The sequence below is a fragment of the Aequitasia blattaphilus genome (genome assembly GCF_024721305.1).
Lineage (GTDB): Bacteria > Bacillota > Clostridia > Lachnospirales > Lachnospiraceae > Aequitasia > Aequitasia blattaphila.
The window spans coordinates 1-17,725 of sequence record NZ_JAMXOD010000003.1 but is presented as its reverse complement, the minus strand read 5'-3'; the positions used below and the strand labels follow the sequence as shown (position 1 = coordinate 17,725).

14 protein-coding genes and 1 tRNA gene are annotated in these 17,725 nt (G+C 39.1%); 14 read left to right on the top strand and 1 reads right to left on the bottom strand.

Translation table 11 applies throughout. The features are described 5' to 3' along the window. Position 1: 1 nt before the first annotated feature. On the bottom strand, positions 2 to 448 hold the full coding sequence (locus NHH15_RS02730; protein ID WP_262065114.1) for a GatB/YqeY domain-containing protein: 447 nt from the start codon (positions 446 to 448) through the stop codon (positions 2 to 4). A gap of 112 nt (positions 449 to 560) precedes the next feature. Between NHH15_RS02730 and scfA the strand changes: the two genes are divergently transcribed. The 14 genes from scfA (at position 561) to NHH15_RS02660 (ending at position 17,629) form a co-directional block, all read left to right on the top strand. Continuing rightward, complete coding sequence (gene scfA, locus NHH15_RS02725; protein WP_262065113.1) at positions 561 to 707, top strand: six-cysteine ranthipeptide SCIFF; 147 nt, start codon at positions 561 to 563, stop codon at positions 705 to 707. A 91-nt stretch (positions 708 to 798) separates the two neighbouring features. Continuing rightward, positions 799 to 2,181, top strand: a complete 1,383-nt coding sequence (gene scfB, locus NHH15_RS02720) for a thioether cross-link-forming SCIFF peptide maturase (RefSeq protein ID WP_262065112.1) — start codon at positions 799 to 801, stop codon at positions 2,179 to 2,181. Positions 2,182 to 2,203: 22 nt separating this feature from the next. Continuing rightward, positions 2,204 to 4,351 (top strand): protein translocase subunit SecD, encoded by a 2,148-nt coding sequence (secD, locus tag NHH15_RS02715; protein WP_262065111.1) that lies wholly within the window; start codon positions 2,204 to 2,206, stop codon positions 4,349 to 4,351. A 70-nt stretch (positions 4,352 to 4,421) separates the two neighbouring features. Beyond that, a complete protein-coding gene (recJ, locus tag NHH15_RS02710) occupies positions 4,422 to 6,131 on the top strand; it encodes a single-stranded-DNA-specific exonuclease RecJ (protein ID WP_262065110.1) in 1,710 nt (569 codons plus the stop codon). Between the two features lie 66 nt (positions 6,132 to 6,197). Beyond that, the gene (locus tag NHH15_RS02705; protein ID WP_262065109.1) at positions 6,198 to 6,719 is read left to right on the top strand and encodes an adenine phosphoribosyltransferase; all 522 of its coding nucleotides are present in this window, start codon (positions 6,198 to 6,200) and stop codon (positions 6,717 to 6,719) included. A gap of 32 nt (positions 6,720 to 6,751) precedes the next feature. Continuing rightward, positions 6,752 to 9,097: a RelA/SpoT family protein gene (locus tag NHH15_RS02700; RefSeq protein ID WP_262065108.1), complete on the top strand. Its 2,346-nt coding sequence runs from the start codon at positions 6,752 to 6,754 to the stop codon at positions 9,095 to 9,097. A 1-nt stretch (position 9,098) separates the two neighbouring features. After that, positions 9,099 to 9,722, top strand: a complete 624-nt coding sequence (locus NHH15_RS02695; RefSeq protein WP_262065107.1) for an MBL fold metallo-hydrolase — start codon at positions 9,099 to 9,101, stop codon at positions 9,720 to 9,722. 5 nt (positions 9,723 to 9,727) lie between these two features. After that, positions 9,728 to 11,095: a coproporphyrinogen dehydrogenase HemZ gene (gene hemZ, locus NHH15_RS02690; RefSeq protein WP_262065106.1), complete on the top strand. Its 1,368-nt coding sequence runs from the start codon at positions 9,728 to 9,730 to the stop codon at positions 11,093 to 11,095. After that, on the top strand, positions 11,086 to 12,339 hold the full coding sequence (gene hisS / locus NHH15_RS02685; protein WP_262065105.1) for a histidine--tRNA ligase: 1,254 nt from the start codon (positions 11,086 to 11,088) through the stop codon (positions 12,337 to 12,339). Before hemZ ends, hisS begins: the two co-directional genes overlap by 10 nt. Before the next feature lies 1 nt (position 12,340). Beyond that, positions 12,341 to 14,140, top strand: coding sequence for an aspartate--tRNA ligase (gene aspS, locus NHH15_RS02680; RefSeq protein ID WP_262065104.1), 1,800 nt, complete (start codon positions 12,341 to 12,343; stop codon positions 14,138 to 14,140). Between the two features lies 1 nt (position 14,141). Continuing rightward, on the top strand, positions 14,142 to 15,656 hold the full coding sequence (locus NHH15_RS02675) for a glycosyltransferase family protein (RefSeq protein WP_262065103.1): 1,515 nt from the start codon (positions 14,142 to 14,144) through the stop codon (positions 15,654 to 15,656). Between the two features lie 48 nt (positions 15,657 to 15,704). After that, positions 15,705 to 15,777 (top strand) — tRNA-Gly (locus tag NHH15_RS02670). Positions 15,778 to 15,857: 80 nt separating this feature from the next. Then, positions 15,858 to 17,210, top strand: a complete 1,353-nt coding sequence (locus tag NHH15_RS02665; protein WP_262065102.1) for an MATE family efflux transporter — start codon at positions 15,858 to 15,860, stop codon at positions 17,208 to 17,210. Next, positions 17,207 to 17,629: a MarR family winged helix-turn-helix transcriptional regulator gene (locus NHH15_RS02660; RefSeq protein ID WP_262065101.1), complete on the top strand. Its 423-nt coding sequence runs from the start codon at positions 17,207 to 17,209 to the stop codon at positions 17,627 to 17,629. Before NHH15_RS02665 ends, NHH15_RS02660 begins: the two co-directional genes overlap by 4 nt. Positions 17,630 to 17,725: the final 96 nt, after the last annotated feature.

Below are 17,725 nucleotides of genomic sequence, written 5' to 3'. Positions count from 1 at the left end.
TTTACGCCATATAGGACTGAACAATTTCGTTTACAAGTTTTCCATCTGCTTTTCCTTTTACTTTAGGCATCAGACTTTTCATAATAAGCCCTTTGTCTTTTCCAGTAGGAGCATCAAGGTTTAAATCAGCTAAAACACCTTTTACAATTTCTTTTATTTCATCAGCATCCATCATCTTAGGAGCATAACGTTCTAACACTTGAATTCTTTTGGTGCATTCGTCAATGATATCGGTACGATCTTCAGGTGTCATTTCAATGGTTTCCTTAGTTTGCTTGATTTCTTTTAGGATAACCTGTATTTCTTCCTCGCCGGTTAAATCCTCTCGTTTATCAATTACTTTATTTTTCAATGCTGCTAAAAGCATGGAAAGAGTTTCCTTTGTGTCCTTGTCACCAGCCTTCATGGCACTGATCATGTCAGCGCGGACTTCTTCTAATTTGCTCATGTGATTTCCTCCATCTGTTTAATAGTTCTATATTAGTATAAAATGCTTGGTATTTCAACCAATTCTATGCTATAATATTTAAAGCTCTTTAGAAAGCGAAGGAGGAATGGTTATGAAGCATATTCAAACAATTAACAAACAAACTTTGAATAGTACAATCAAAAAAGGCGGATGTGGAGAATGTCAGACTTCCTGTCAGTCTGCATGCAAAACTTCTTGTACCGTGGGCAATCAGACTTGTGAACAAAAGAAGAAATAATCGAGAATAAAGATATGATTGTATGAGGAGCTGTTACATGACAAATATGTGGCAGCCCTCTTTTATTGGAAAACGTGAGAGGAGAATTTTTTTGGTACATCAATATAAAAACAACGGATACAATATTGCAATAGATGTAAGCAGCGGAGGAATTCATCTGTTAGATGATGAAAGTTACGAGGTCCTTGCTTATGTGAAAGAAAAAAAAGAAGAGTTCGAAGACTTTACAGCAGAAGAGTTAGAAAGCTATAAAAAAGAGGCCTATTTCCATAATCAAGAAGAAAGAAAAGAAATTCTGGATGAATTTATTGAATTGATTCAGGCAGAGCAGCTTTTTTCAAAGGATGTAAGCGAAGAGATTTTACCTCAAGTTGCCGAAAGAAAGACTGTGGTAAAGGCACTTTGTCTGCATATTGCTCATGACTGTAATTTGGCCTGTAAATACTGTTTTGCAGAAGAAGGAGAGTATCACGGCAGAAGAGCGTTAATGAGCTATGAAGTTGGTAAGAAGGCTCTGGACTTTCTGATTGCAAATTCAGGAACAAGAAAGAATCTGGAAGTGGACTTCTTTGGTGGTGAGCCACTGATGAATCTGGAAGTGGTAAAGGAACTTGTAGAATACGGCAGAAGCCAGGAGTCTTTACACAATAAAGTATTTCGTTTTACCTTGACAACCAATGGTGTGCTTTTAAACGATGAAACCATCGAATTCCTGAATCAGGAAATGGACAATGTAGTACTAAGTTTAGATGGACGAAAAGAAGTAAATGACCGGATGCGCCCCTTTCGAAATGGAAAGGGCAGCTATGATTTAATTGTCCCCAAATTCCAAAAGCTTGCAGAGAGCCGGAATCAGGAAAAGTATTACATAAGAGGAACATTTACGAGAGACAATCTGGATTTTTCAAAAGATGTATTACATTTTGCGGACTTAGGATTCGAACAAATGTCTATGGAGCCTGTAGTAGGAGGGGAAGATGACCCCTATGCAATACGGGAAGAAGACTTGGGTAAAATCAAGGATGAATATGATAAATTGGCTCAAATTATGTTACGCAGAGAAGAGGAAAGAAATAGTTTTAATTTCTTCCACTTTATGATAGACTTAGAAGGTGGTCCATGCCTCTCTAAAAGGCTTTCCGGTTGTGGCTCCGGGACAGAATATCTGGCCGTTACTCCGTGGGGAGACTTTTATCCTTGCCATCAATTTGTTGGGCAGGAAGAATTTTTGATGGGAAATGTAGAGGAAGGAATCGTTAGAGCTGAAATAGCGGATGATTTCCGCAGATGTAATGTTTTTTCAAAAGAGGAGTGTAAAAAATGCTTTGCTAAATACTATTGCAGTGGCGGGTGCATGGCAAACTCCTACAATTTTCATAAGGACCTTTTCAAATCCTACGAAATCGGATGCGAAATGCAAAGAAAACGCGTGGAGTGTGGGATTATGATGAAGGTGGCAGAAAAAATCAAATAGAGGAATGAAAGGGAAACAGAACATGAACAAAAAGAAAAGCGTACTAAGTTTATTATTAGTCATTATCTTACTGGGCTTATTGGCCTTTACAGCAATTTTTGGGTTTGGAAAAAATCAAACCGGTGCAGCGAAAAACATTAAACGTGGTTTGGATCTTGCAGGTGGTGTCAGCGTTACCTATCAGGTCAAGGACAAAGATCCTGGAGCAGAGGAAATGAGCGATACCATCTACAAGCTGCAAAAGCGTGTGGAAGGATATAGTACGGAGGCAAGCGTTTATCAGGAAGGTGCCGATCGTATCAATATTGAAATACCAGGTGTAACAGATGCCAACGCTATTTTAGAGGATCTTGGAAAACCGGGATCTCTGGAATTTACAGCAGAGGATGGAACAGTTGTACTAAGCGGATCTGATATACAGACAGCAAAAGCACAGTCAGGAAATGATGATTTGAATAATACAAGTTACTATGTACAGCTTGAATTAACATCAGAAGGTGCTACGAAGTTTGCAGAAGCAACAAAAGCAAATATTAATAAGCCAATTAACATTGTTTATGATGGAGAAACCATTAGCAGTCCAAGAGTTAATCAAGAGATTACTGGAGGACAGGCTCAAATTACGGGGAACTTCACATTTGAGGAAGCGGAACAACTTGCATCCACCATTCGAATCGGTGGGTTGAAGCTGGAGTTAGAAGAACTGCGTTCAAATGTTGTAGGAGCGCAACTGGGTGAAGATGCAATTCGCACCAGTTTATTAGCGGGATTAATTGGACTGATTATTGTCATTCTATTTATGATTTGGGTATATAAGCTTCCCGGAGTGGCTTCAGGAATTGCACTTTTAGTATACATTGGTCTTGTTCTGGCAATCATAAATGCTTTTGAAGTCACGCTGACACTGCCAGGTATTGCAGGTATTATCCTGGGTATTGGTATGGCAGTTGATGCCAATGTTATTATCTTTGCCCGTGTAAAAGAAGAGATGAGTAAGGGGATAACAGTTAAGAATGCATTAAAAGCAGGTTTTAGTAAAGCCCTTTCAGCAATTATTGATGGAAATGTTACGACCTTAATTGCAGCAGCAGTTCTTTGGATGCTTGGTTCAGGAACGGTAAAAGGCTTTGCGCAAACCCTGGCAATCAGTATTCTTGTGTCGATGTTCACAGCCTTGCTTATTACGCGTTTGGTTATTTATTCTTTCTATGGTTTAGGTATACGCAAAGAAAGTTTTTATTACCGCCCATTGAAAGAAAGAAAAGGAATTGATTTTGTTGGAAAGAGAAAAATTTTCTTTACTGTGTCCATCCTTGTAATGGTAGTAGGGGTTGGAGTGATGGGATTCAACAAAGTAAATGGAAAGGGAGCATTCGCATATAGCCTTGAATTTGAAGGAGGAACTTCTACAAATGTAACATTTGAGAAGGAATACTCACTGGATGAAATTGATGAAACAATCGTACCTGTGATTGAAGATGTAACAAAGGATAAAAATGTACAGATTCAAAGAGTAGCAGACACAAACCAGGTTATTATTAAAACCGTCACCCTGGATGTGGCAACAAGAGAAGCTCTGAACAATGCTTTGGTTGAACAGTTTGGAGCAGAGAAAGATACAATTACAGCGGAAAATATCAGTTCTACTGTAAGCAGTGAAATGAGAAAAGATGCGGCTATGGCCTTAATTGTTGCTTCGATTTGTATGCTTCTTTACATCTGGCTGCGATTTAAGGAATTAACCTTTGCAACCAGTGCCATTATTGCGTTGTTACATGATGTTGCTATTGTGGTACTGTTCTATGCCGTTTCAAGAATTACGGTAGGAAATACTTTTATCGCGGTGGTTCTTACCATTGTGGGTTACTCTATTAATGCAACGATTGTAATCTTTGACAGAATCAGAGAAGAGATGAAACTGAAGACCAAGAAGGTGGATTATAAAGAGGTTGTAAATCTTAGTATTAATCAGACACTGACAAGAAGTGTTTATACAAACCTTACCACAGTCGTAATGGTAATTATTCTATATATTCTTGGAGTAAGTTCCATTAAAGAATTCTCCCTGCCATTGATCGTAGGTATTGCATGGGGAGCCTATTCTTCTGTATGTATTACCGGATTACTTTGGTATACCATGAAGACATTGGGAAAAAAGAAAGATAAATAAAAATCATCACATAGAAAGGGTTGTCGCTAAGCGACAGCCCATTCTGTTCTTAACAGATAGGAGATACAAAGTGGAAGAGTGGATTATAAAAAGAAAGGGCGGGGACTTTGAAAAAATCGCAAACCGATTTCATATCAGTCCAAGAATTGCTTCTTTAATACGAAATAAGAATATCATAGAAATGTCCGACATTCAGATGTATCTGGAGGGAAGTATTTCAGATTTAAATGATCCGATGTTCTTAAAGGATATCGACAAAGCACTGGATATTTTGACGGAAAAAATTGATCAGGGGAAGAAAATCCGGGTCATTGGGGATTATGATATTGATGGAATTAATGCTACGTACATCTTACTCACCGGAATTCGACGATTAGGTGGAAATGTGGATAGCGATATTCCCGACCGTATGAAAGATGGCTATGGAATTAATGAAGAGCTAATCGAGAGAGCTTATCATGATGGAGTTGATACGGTGATTACCTGCGACAATGGGATTGCAGCCAAGGAAGCTATTGATTACGGGAAAAATCTTGGAATGACGATTATTGTAACAGATCATCACGAAGTACCTTATGAAATGGAAGACGGTGAAAGGACTTATATCTTACCAGCAGCAGATGGGATTGTGAATCCAAAGCAGGAGGATTGTAATTATCCATTTAAAGATTTATGCGGAGCAGGAATCGCCTATAAATTGATAGAGGCTCTTTGTGAAATAAGAGGAAAAGACGTGGATGAAATGGATGATTTACTTGAAAATGCGGCCATTGCAACAGTGGGAGATGTGATGGACTTAGTGGGGGAAAATCGCATTCTGGTGAAGGAAGGATTGGCCCGTATCCGGAAAACGAAGAACATAGGTCTTAATGCATTGATTGAAGCAACAAATCTTACAAAAGAATCCATTGGAACTTATCATATTGGATTTGTTTTAGGACCGGTGATGAATGCCAGTGGAAGGCTGAGTACTGCAAAGAAAGCTTTAGAGCTGTTGGAGATTACGGATGAAAGAGAAGGAAAGCTCCTGGCGGAAGAACTAAAGGCTTTAAATGACAGCCGAAAAGAGATGACCGAACAAGGGGTAAAAAAAGGGGTAGAAAGTCTGGGAGAGAGTCCAGAGGCTAAAGTTTTGGTATTGTATTTAAAGGACTGTCATGAAAGTATTGCAGGAATTGTGGCTGGGCGGATTAAGGAAGCATATCACCACCCGGTTATTGTCCTGACCGATGGGAAGGATGGCTTGAAGGGTTCGGGCAGATCGATAGAGGCCTATGATATGTATGAAGGAATTAACGAGTGCAAGGATTTACTGACAAAATATGGTGGACATAAGATGGCGGCAGGCCTCAGTCTGCCAAAAGAAAACCTTGAGGAATTCACAGCTCGTATCAATCGTAATGCAAGACTGTCTCCAGATGATTTTAAAAAGGTGATACGAATCGATATGGAACTTCCTTTTTCGGCTGTAAGTGAAAGATTTATCTACGAGCTTTCCCTTTTAGAGCCTTTTGGGAAAGGAAACGAAAAACCAGTATTTGCTTTGCGGGGCGTGGAGATAATAAAAGGGGATATTATTGGAAAGAACCAGAACGTTTTAAAAGGCATTATAAAAGATGGAAAAGGAGATAAAATAGACTTTATTTCCTTCCAGAATGTTGAGGAATTGCAAGAAAAAAGTAAAGGAAATAAGATGAATATTACCTACTACCCTCAAGTGAATGAATATAATGGATATAAAACTCTTCAAATAGTGATTACAAACTATAGAATTGTTTGAAAAACCCAGGAAACAATGATATACTTCTTTTATCTAAAAAATGAGAAAAGAGTTGGAGTTTAGAAAATGAAAATAGAAGATTATGTATTGAGCATTCCCGATTTTCCAGAACCGGGAATTGTCTTTCGGGATGTGACAAGTATATTACAGGATGCCGATGGCTTACATTTGGCAGTTGATTTAATGCAAGAGAAGTTAGAAGGGATTGACTTTGATTTGGTTGTAGGACCGGAATCCAGAGGCTTTATTTTTGGTGTTCCGATTGCTTATAATATGCACAAACCTTTTATCCCAGTGCGTAAGGAAGGTAAGCTTCCAAGAGAAACGGTATCCGTAGAATATGAATTGGAATATGGTACTGGAGTTTTGGAAATACATAAAGATGCAATAAAGCCAGGACAAAGAGTGGTTATTATAGATGATTTAATGGCAACGGGAGGTACAAATCAGGCAATTATAAACTTAGTTGAAAGTCTGGGAGCCACTGTCGTGAAGACAGTATTTTTAATGGAACTTAAGGGTCTAAAGGGAAGAGATAAATTAGTAGGCTATGATGTGGAATCGATTATCGCCTACGAAGGTAAATAGTCATCGTGAAAAAGCAGAAAGGGGGAGTGTATATGTCAAACAAAACAACGTATGAATCAATTGATGGGAAAGTGGCACCGGAATTTTTGACCAATGATAATGCATTAGGCTTGGAGATTGTAGATGGGCATGCCGTAAAAGCACCAGTTGATTATGAAGAACCACAGAAGCTTTTTGATTTGTTAGTGGAACGTATCCAAAAATATCATCCTTCTGCAGATATAACGATGATACAAAGGGCTTATAATCTGGCACAAAAGGCTCATGGGCCTCAAGTACGTAAATCCGGCGAACCATACATTGTACATCCTTTATGGGTAGCAATTATTCTGGCTGATCTTGAAATGGATAAGGAAACCATAGCGGCAGGTATTCTTCATGATGTAGTTGAAGATACAACCATTACGATACAACAGGTGATGGAAGAGTTTGGAGAAGAGGTTGCTCTTCTCGTAGATGGTGTTACAAAGCTTGGACGGTTAAGCTACTCCAGAGATAAGCTGGATGAGCAAGCAGAAAACCTGCGGAAAATGTTCCTTGCCATGGCAAAGGATATTCGTGTCATTATCATAAAGCTGGCTGACCGCCTTCATAATATGCGAACCTTGGAGTTTATGACTCCTGAGAAGCAAAAGGAGAAAGCAAGAGAAACTCTGGATATCTATGCTCCAATTGCCCAAAGACTTGGTATATCAAAGATTAAGACAGAGCTAGATGATCTTTCTTTGAAATATTCCAATCCGGAAGTCTTTTTTGATTTGGTGAAACAATTAAATGACCGCAAAATGGAACGAGAAGAATTCGTTCAGCAGATTGTGGCAGATGTTTCCACGGAAATGGAGAAATCGGGGATTAAGGCAGAGGTCAATGGGCGTGTAAAGCACTTTTTTAGTATCTATAAAAAAATGGTAAACCAAGATAAATCAATGGATCAGATTTATGATTTGTTTGCCATTCGGATTATTGTGGATTCAGTAAAAGATTGTTATGCAGCATTAGGAGTCATTCACGAACAATATACTCCAATACCCGGCCGGTTTAAAGATTACATTGCAATGCCCAAGGCAAATATGTATCAGTCTTTGCATACCACACTTATGAGTTCGGTAGGACAACCCTTTGAAATACAGATTCGTACGAAGGAGATGCATAAAACAGCGGAATATGGTATTGCAGCACATTGGAAATATAAGGAATCCGGAGATGGCAAAAAGAGCGTTAAAAACCAGGAAGAGGAGAAACTGACCTGGCTTAGACAGATTTTAGAGTGGCAGCAAGATATGGCAGATAACCAGGAATTTTTGAGCCTGCTAAAAGGAGATTTGGATCTTTTTGCAGAGGATGTCTACTGCTTTACACCTCAAGGAGATGTCATTAACCTGCCGACTGGTTCCACGCCAGTTGACTTTGCTTATGCAATTCATAGTGCTGTTGGAAACAAGATGGTAGGGGCAAGAGTAAATGGAAGACTCGTAAATATTGATTATCAGATACAAAATGGTGATCGAATTGAAGTGTTGACTTCTCAAAATTCTAAAGGTCCCAGCCGGGATTGGTTAAATATCGTTAAAAGCACTCAAGCGAAGAATAAGATTAATCAATGGTTTAAAAAGCAGAACAAAGAAAGCAATATATCCAAAGGAAAAGAAATGCTTTCAGCTTACTTCAAAACAAAAAGCTTAACGGCTGCAGACTTGGTTCAGACAAAATACCAACAAAGCATCCAACAAAAGTATGGTTTCAGAGATTGGAATTCTGTTCTGGCGGCGATTGGCCATGGAGGCTTAAAAGAAGGTCAGGTGGCAAACCGGTTAGTAGAGGAGTACAACAAAGATCATAAACAGATTGTTACCAATGAAGCTGTTCTTGAAAAGGTGGCAGAAGCATCGAAGAACCGCATACATATCGCAAAATCTAAAAGCGGTATTGTTGTAAAGGGCATTGATGACATGGCAGTACGCTTTTCAAGATGCTGCAGCCCGGTACCAGGGGACGAGATTGTTGGCTTTGTAACAAGAGGAAGAGGACTTTCTATACATCGTACAGATTGTGTAAATATGCTTCACTTATCCGATACAGAAAGAGCCAGACTCATTGATGCGGAGTGGGAAAGTGATGTAACAGAAAAAGAAAGCGGTAACTATCTGGCGGAAATCAAAATGTATGCCAGAGACAAGCAAGGGCTTCTTATGGAAATTTCAAAGGAATTTATAGAAGAAACTATTGATGTAAAGTCTATGAATGTACGTACCAGTAACAAGGGAACGGCAACCATTGAAGTGGGATTTATTGTACATGGAAGAGATGAGCTTGGCAGAATCATCAATAAGCTGCGTCAGTTAGAGGGCGTTATTGATATAGAAAGGACAACTGGTTAGAATGAAAATAGAAAGTTTTTCAGTTGGATTAGTGGGTGCCAACTGTTATGTGATTTGTAATGAGGAGACAAAAGAAGGGGTAGTCATTGATCCCGGCGGAACCTCAAAGAGTTTGTTGGATTACTTAAAACAAGACATTAGCACAGTAAAGGCAATACTGCTGACTCATGGACATTTTGACCATATTATGGGCATTGATAAGATTCGCGAAATCTATCCCGCTGATGTGTATGTCTATGAGGCAGAACAAGATTTTTTAAAGGATGCTAATCAAAATGGTTCCATGCCATTTGTCAATAGTGGATATACTTACCATGAAGCAATCAGCTTAAATGAAGAGGAAGATTTTGAAGTGATTGGACTGTGCTTTCAAATACTTCATACGCCAGGGCATACACCGGGCAGCTGTTGCTTTTATGAGGAAAACGAAGGCATACTATTTACGGGAGATACCCTTTTCCTGGAGTCCATAGGAAGAACAGATTTGGCAGGAGGGAGCCCGGAGATTTTTCCTTCAATAAAAAAGAAGCTGCTGACTCTTCCAGAAGAAACCGTGGTGTATCCAGGGCATATGGGAGCAACCACAATTGGACACGAAAAAAAGTATAATCACTTTTTAAGGTAAAGAATATGATCGAAATAATCGTACAGAAAGAAAAGATGCTCTATAATGTATACCATTTAGTAAAGGCTTTTTATCCATCCGAAGAACTGCAAACAAGGGTGGAAGAAAAAGCCTCTACTTTTGTTGGAGTTTTCTTTGAAGAAGGAGCCTCCTTTTTATCAGATACAGAAGTTAAGAAGGACTTAGACCAAGAACTCTATCAATTTTTGTCGGATAAAACGAAAAGGGTTTTGGATTGGGGAGTGCTTCAAGGAGTGCGTCCCAGCAAGCTTGCTATGAAAAAAGTGGAAGAAGGAATGGAAAAGTCTGATTTTATTACCCATATTGGAGAAGAAAGGCTTGTAAGCAAACAGAAGGCAGAGCTCATTTATGAGATAGCAAAACGTGAAAGACAGATAATGAAACCTCTTGACTTGCAAAGAGGGTGGAGTCTCTATGTGGGAATTCCATTTTGTCCAAGTGTCTGCACCTATTGTTCCTTTAGTTCGGGATCGGTGAAGGAGTATGAAGCATATATCGAGGATTACGTGGATGCTCTTTGTATGGAAATCCGTTCCTTGAAAGAGGTTGTTAAAGAACGGAAGCTAAATACGATATACATAGGAGGAGGCACCCCTACTTCTTTAACGGCAGAACAGCTAGAGAAGCTGTGTCGTTGTATTGAGGATACTTTTTCCTTTGAAGATTTATTAGAATATACAGTAGAGGCAGGGAGACCAGACAGTATTACCAAGGCAAAGCTGGAAGTTTTAAAGAGATTTAAGGTGAGTCGTATTTCGATAAACCCTCAGTCTATGCAGCAAAAAACTTTGGATATAATTGGTCGAAACCATTCAATCGAATCCGTTAACGAAACATTTTATTTGGCAAGGGAAGTAGGATTTGATAACATAAATATGGATTTAATCATGGGACTTCCAGGAGAAGGAGTGGAAGAGGCCCGGGATACTCTTGAGAAAATCAAGACCCTCGGTCCAGAGAGCCTGACAATCCACTCTTTGGCCATTAAGCGGGTGGCGCAACTGACAAAACAAGAAATAGATGGGAAGACTGTGGAGAAAATGTTAGAATTAGGAAGAGAGTATGCTTCCGTAATGGGGCTGCGGCCCTATTATCTCTATCGACAGAAAAACATAGCCGGCAATTTTGAAAATACCGGATATGCAAAGGTTGACAAAGAAGGATTATACAATATACTAATTATGGAAGAGAAACAAACCATATTGGCCTGTGGGGCAGGAGCAACCTCAAAGATTGTTTTAGAAAAAGAAAAGGACAATCTAATTCGGATAGGAAATGTGAAAAATATACGAGAATATATTACCAGAATAGAGCAAATCGTGAAGGGGAAGGGAGATATACAATGGCATTAAAGAAAAAGCCGGTAACAGGGATGAAAGACATCATGCCAAAGGAAATGGAGATACGAGATTATTTAATCTCATTGATTAAGGAAACTTATAAGTCATATGGATTTATTTCAATGGAGACACCTTGTGTGGAGCACATTGAAAACCTTACCAGTAAGCAAGGCGGAGATAATGAAAAGCTTATTTTTAAGATTCTGAAAAGAGGGGAGAAGCTTAAGCTGGATGTGGCAAAGGAAGAAAGTGATTTAGTAGACGGTGGATTGCGCTATGATTTAACCCTTCCTCTAGCCAGATATTATGCAAACCATATGAATGAACTTCCTTCTCCTTTTAAGGCTACACAGATTGGAAGCGTATGGAGAGCAGACCGCCCTCAGAAGGGAAGGTTCCGTCAATTTACCCAGTGTGACATTGATATTTTGGGAGAGGGAAGTATTCTTTCTGAAATTGAGCTGATTTTAGCAACGACAACAATGCTTGGTAAAATTGGATTTTCAAATTTTACGGTTAATATTAATGACCGCAATATTTTAAAGGCTATGGCGGTTTATAGTGGCTTCAAGGATGAAGACTTTGATGATGTGTGTATCATTTTGGATAAGCTGGATAAAATCGGTGAGGAAAAGGTGGCAGAGGAGCTTTGCGATCTGGGGTATTCTACAAAAGAATCGGATACCTACCTGTCTTTGTTTAAAGAAGTTACGAGAGATATCACAGGAATTCGATTCTTGAAAACAAAGCTTGCCGGTTTTTTAGATGAAAAAACAGCAGATAATTTAGAGATGATTATCGACAGTGTGGAAAGAGCAAAAGAAGCAGAGTTTAGTGTGGCATTTGATCCAACGATGGTACGGGGACAATCTTACTATACAGGAACAATCTTCGAAATTGCAATTGAAGGCTTTGGTGGCTCAGTAGCAGGTGGCGGCAGATATGATAAAATGATTGGAAAGTTCACAGGACAAGATACTCCTGCGTGTGGATTTTCTATTGGGTTTGAAAGAATCGTAATGATTCTGTTAGAGTCGGGATATGAAATACCTACAAAGAAGGAAAAGGTTGCATATCTTTTAGAAAAAGGACTTTCAGACCAAGAGATTATCACTGTTCTAAATCGAGGCAAAGCAGATCGTGAGGCTGGAAAGCAAGTTCTGATTGTGTATATGAAGAAAAATAAGCGTTTCCAAAAGGAACAGCTTGCTGAGGAAGGTTACGAAAAAATTATAGATTGTTATAAGGAGAATTAGGATGACAGAATCAATGAAGGGTCTAAAAAGAACACATAGATGCGGGGAAATATCATTAGAGCAAGTAGGCACAGAAGTAACCATCATGGGATGGGTACAGAAAAACAGAAACAAAGGTGGTCTTATTTTTGTGGATGTAAGAGATCGAAGTGGAATTATACAGGTGGTATTCCAGGAAGATTGCATGGAAGGTGAACTTCTTGAAAAGGCTGCTTCACTCCGTCAGGAAGATGTTGTTGCAATACGGGGAAGGGTAAAAGGAAGAGATGGGGATGCCAATGTAAACATTAAAACAGGAGCCATTGAGGTGGCACCTTGCGAGCTGCGTATTTTATCGAAATCTCAGACGCCGCCATTTCCAATTGAAGAGAATATTAAGACAAAGGAAGATTTGCGGTTAAAATATAGATATCTGGATTTACGCAGACCAGACCTTCAGAAGAATCTTATTATGAGAAGCAAGGTAGCGACTTTGACGAGACAATTTTTAGCAGATGAAGGCTTTCTGGAAATTGAAACTCCTGTTTTGGTAAATAGTTCACCAGAGGGAGCAAGAGATTATTTGGTACCCAGTCGTGTGCATCCAGGAGAGTTCTATGCTTTGCCACAGTCACCACAGCTATTGAAGCAGCTCTTAATGTGTTCCGGCTATGACCGCTATTTTCAAATAGCAAAATGTTTTCGGGATGAAGATTTAAGAGCAGACAGGCAGCCGGAGTTTACTCAAATAGATATGGAATTATCCTTTGTGGATGTAGAGGATGTTTTGGAAGTGAATGAACGTCTGCTATCCTTCTTATTCAAAGAGGTTTTAGAAATAGACGTGGAGTTACCAATTCAGCGTATGACCTGGTTAGAAGCTATGAATCGATATGGTTCAGATAAACCAGATACAAGATTCGGAATGGAACTGCAGGATGTATCTGAGATTGTGAAGGATACGGAATTTGTAGTGTTCCAGAATGCCCTGAAGGATGGAGGAAGTGTACGAGGTATTAATGCAAAAACCAAAGGCAGCCTTGGAAGAAAGCAAATCGATAAATTGGTAGATTATGCAAAAGATTTTGGTGCCAAAGGACTTGCCTATATTGCAATTGGTGAAGATGGAAATATTCGCTCCTCCTTTGCGAAATTCCTGACGGAGGATACCATGAAAGCATTGGTTGAGGCAATGAAGGGTGAAAATGGAGACCTGCTTCTTTTTGCAGCAGATAAAAATAAGGTAGTATGGGATGTTCTTGGAAATCTTAGATTAGAGCTTGCCAGACAAATGGAATTACTCGATAAGAATGAATATAAGTTTTTGTGGGTTACGGAATTTCCGCTTTTGGAATACAGTGAAGAGCAAGGACGTTTTGTTGCGATGCATCATCCTTTTACTATGCCAATGGAGGAAGATTTGGAGTTTCTTGATACAGATCCAGGACGTGTACGAGCGAAAGCCTATGATATTGTATTAAATGGAAATGAAATTGGAGGCGGAAGCGTCCGGATTTTCCAAAACAACATACAGGAAAAAATGTTTGAACTCTTAGGTTTTACAAAAGAAGAGGCAATGAATCAATTTGGCTTCTTGCTAGAGGCTTTCCAATATGGAGTACCGCCTCATGCAGGATTGGCTTATGGGCTGGATCGTTTGGTTATGCTTATGGCCAAAGAAGATAGCATAAGAGATGTCATTGCATTTCCAAAGATGAAAGATGCTTCGGATTTAATGTTAGAAGCTCCAAGTGTCGTAGATGAAAAGCAGCTTCAGGAGCTTTGCCTTGAAATTACGAAGATAGACAAAAACGAGGAATAATATGAAAAAAAGCGGGACAGTACTGATTACGAATATGTATCTCCAAAGGTACAGTGGTTCAGAATTACATACACTAAGCATTGCAAAGGGCTTTCAGGAAAAGGGTTATGACGTGATTATTGGGGTAAGTTCAAAAACTTATCCCTTGTTGAAGGAGACAAAAAAATTCCAGGTAATCAATGTTTTGGAGGAAGAGCTGCCAGTTACACATTTTGACATCTTGTTTCTTCAGCATTTTCCTGTGTTTGACTATTTGTGTACGAAGTATAACATCACATATAACAAAATGATTATTTCGAAACTGGGTCCCACTCATCCATTAGAGCATTTGCCCAGTTTTGCGAACAAGGCCGATTTAGTTGTGTGTGTCAGCGAAGAAATTCGAGAACAGATTCGAGAGGATGTGGATTCTTCTGTCCCGATTATGGTTTTTCCGAATTATGCCACGCCGGAATACTTTGCTGGATACGAAGCAGATAAATCTATAGATAAGCTTCAAAGGATTGCTGTGATTTCAAACCATGTACCGAAAGAGCTCAAGGAATTGAAGATGCAGTTGGAGTTGGTGGAAATGGATTTTATTGGTGAGGAGTTTACTCCGAAGCTGGTGGATGCTTCACTGCTAAAGGAATATGATTTGATTATTACAATTGGAAAAACAGTCCAATACTGTATGGCAATCGGAATTCCAGTATACGTCTATGACCATTTTGGGGGACCTGGATATTTAACGGAAGACAATTTTGAACATGCCGAAAAGCATGTATTTTCTGGACGGGGATTTGCTAAGAAAGATGTCCGGGAGCTAAGAGAGGATATATGCAACCATTACCTTTCCGCTGTTGAAAGACTGCCATGGTTAAATGAGCGGGCGAGAAGGCGCTATAATTTCGACGTTCTTTTTGATCAGGCTCTTTCACTTATAGGTGAAATGAATGAAGATAATAAGCCGGCAGAATTCTATAATCTATTTGAGAAGAAAAATATAAATTTCTACAGCTCCTTGGTTCCAGTTGTGTTCAGTGTACATGAAGTGTGTACCTCTAAAGTGTATTTTGAATTCGACAATGGATTTGAAGAAGAAAAGTCGAAGAAATGGGATATCAGATACAATTATAAAATCAAAAAGAAGCTTGAAGTTCTAGCAGGAACGAAGCAAATTCGTTTTGATCCCAGCGAAGAAATGTGTAAATGTGTTATTGAGCGTGTCGATGCACCGATGAATGTAAGGGTTATTGGAGTGAATCACATACCAAACCGAAGAGATATGGATGTGTTTTTAACAAATGATGCACAATATATTCTGGAATTAGATGAAGCTGTAAAAGAGGACTGTGAAATCTTTATTACTTATTATTGTGAAAAAATCAATGTTTTAGAAATTGAGGATATTTTCCGTAACTATAAGCATACAATTGAAGGTTTAATGGAAAAAAACAGAGATCTTAATGAGCAGATGAACAGCAGCTTATTCGGAAAAATAAAAAAATGCATAAAATACTTAAAAAAGGATTGACTTATAGCGAGCCCTATAGTATTATATTAAATGTTCGTAAGAACATGTGCGACAGTGGCTCAGCTGGTAGAGTACGACCTTGCCAAGGTCGGGGTCGCGGGTTCGAACCCCGTCTGTCGCTTAAAAAGAGAGATTCTCACATTGGAGGGGCTCTTTTTTTATACAAAAAAGAGTGCACAACAGTGGAAAAGAGGAATTAAGTTGGGGAATCGATTAGAGACAGAAAAAATAGGGAAATTAATGGCAAAATTTGCAATCCCAGCCATTATCAGTATGTTAGTAGGATCTCTTTATAATATTGTGGATCAGATTTTTATTGGACAAGGAGTGGGAATATTAGGAAATGCGGCAACGAACGTAGCGTTTCCCATTACAACCTTTTGCGTTGCCACAGCCCTTTTGTTTGGAGTAGGAGGGGCCTCGAACTTTAATCTGGCGGCAGGAGCAGGAGACGAAGAGAAGTCGCATCAATTTATGGGAAATGCACTTATGCTGCTTATTCTTGGAGGCCTGATCATTGCTTTAATTGTACTGCTATTTCTCAATCCATTGCTGGATTTATTTGGTGTAACGGAAAAGGTCTTGCCATATGCAATTGATTATACTGGAATAACAGCCTTTGGAATACCGTTTTTAGTGGTGACCACAGGAGCGAGTCACTTAATGCGTGCAGATGGAAGTCCCACATTGTCAATGGCTTGTACATTAGCAGGAGCTATCACAAACACAATCTTAGATCCTCTTTTTATTTTTGGTTTTGGATGGGGGATTAAGGGGGCAGCATGGGCTACAGTAATCGGTCAGGTTGCTTCAGGTGTACTGGTGTTTTTCTATTTCACTAAGAAATCCAATATACAATTTAAAAAGAAGATGTTCCGGATTCAAAAAGATATTGCCAAAGAAATATGGGAATTAGGAATGGCATCTTTCATTAATCAAATTGCCATGGCATTTGTGCAGATTATTATGAACAACACACTTCGTCACTACGGAGCAAAATCGGATTACGGAGCAGAAATACCTTTGGCAGTAGTTGGAATCATTTCAAAAGTAAATATGGTCTTTATGGCAGTCTGTATTGGAGTGAGTCAGGGATGTCAGCCAATATGGGGATTTAACTATGGAGCAAAGAACTATAAACGAGTAGAAGAGACCTATAAAAGAGCGGCTACGATTTGTGTGGCGGTGGGTGTGGCGTTTTTCCTGTTGTTTCAGCTTTCCCCCAGAACAGTTATCAATCTTTTCGGAGACGGAAGTGAGATCTATTACCGTTTTGCGGAAAGATATTTAAGAATCTTTATGTTTTTTACCTTTATTAACGCAATACAGCCAATGAGTGCAGGGTTCTTCACCTCCATGGGGAAAGCAAAGCTTGGTGCCACAGTATCTCTTACGAGACAGGTACTGTTTTTACTGCCGTTGATTATTATTTTCCCGCTGATTATGGGAATTGATGGAGTTATGTATGCAGGCCCAATTGCTGATTTTTCAGCAGCAGTATTGTCAATTGTATTTGTGATTCGGGAAATCAGATGGATGAGAAGTCAAAGATGAGTGATTTAACATTAGGAGCTACAATAAAAAGAATTAACAACATATATGAAAAAGAATTTAATATGCAGCTGAAAAGCATAGGGATTACAGCATCTCAGTGTGCTGTATTGGATTACCTGTTTTGTACACAGAAGGAATCAATCAGGCAAAAGGATGTAGAGGAGGCTTTAAGTCTTCAAAATCCTACTGTCACAGGACTTTTGAAACGATTGGACGAGAAAGGCTACATACTAAGTGTACAGAGTGAGCAGGATAAAAGGTGCCGGAATATATATTTGACAGAAAAGGCCTATGACATTCGAAAGAGGGTAGAGGAAGGTCGAAAAGAGATTGACAAAAGGCTAACCTTAGGACTTACAAAGAAGGAAGCAAATGCATTACAAAGAAGCTTAGAAAAAGTGCTTTATAACATATCGTAGACAGAAAACAAGAGGAATAAAAAAACCTCTTGTTTTTTTTGTTGTATCGGCGATAAAATAAACCACTTGCTATGCGAGTGGTTCCCCTCCTGCTTT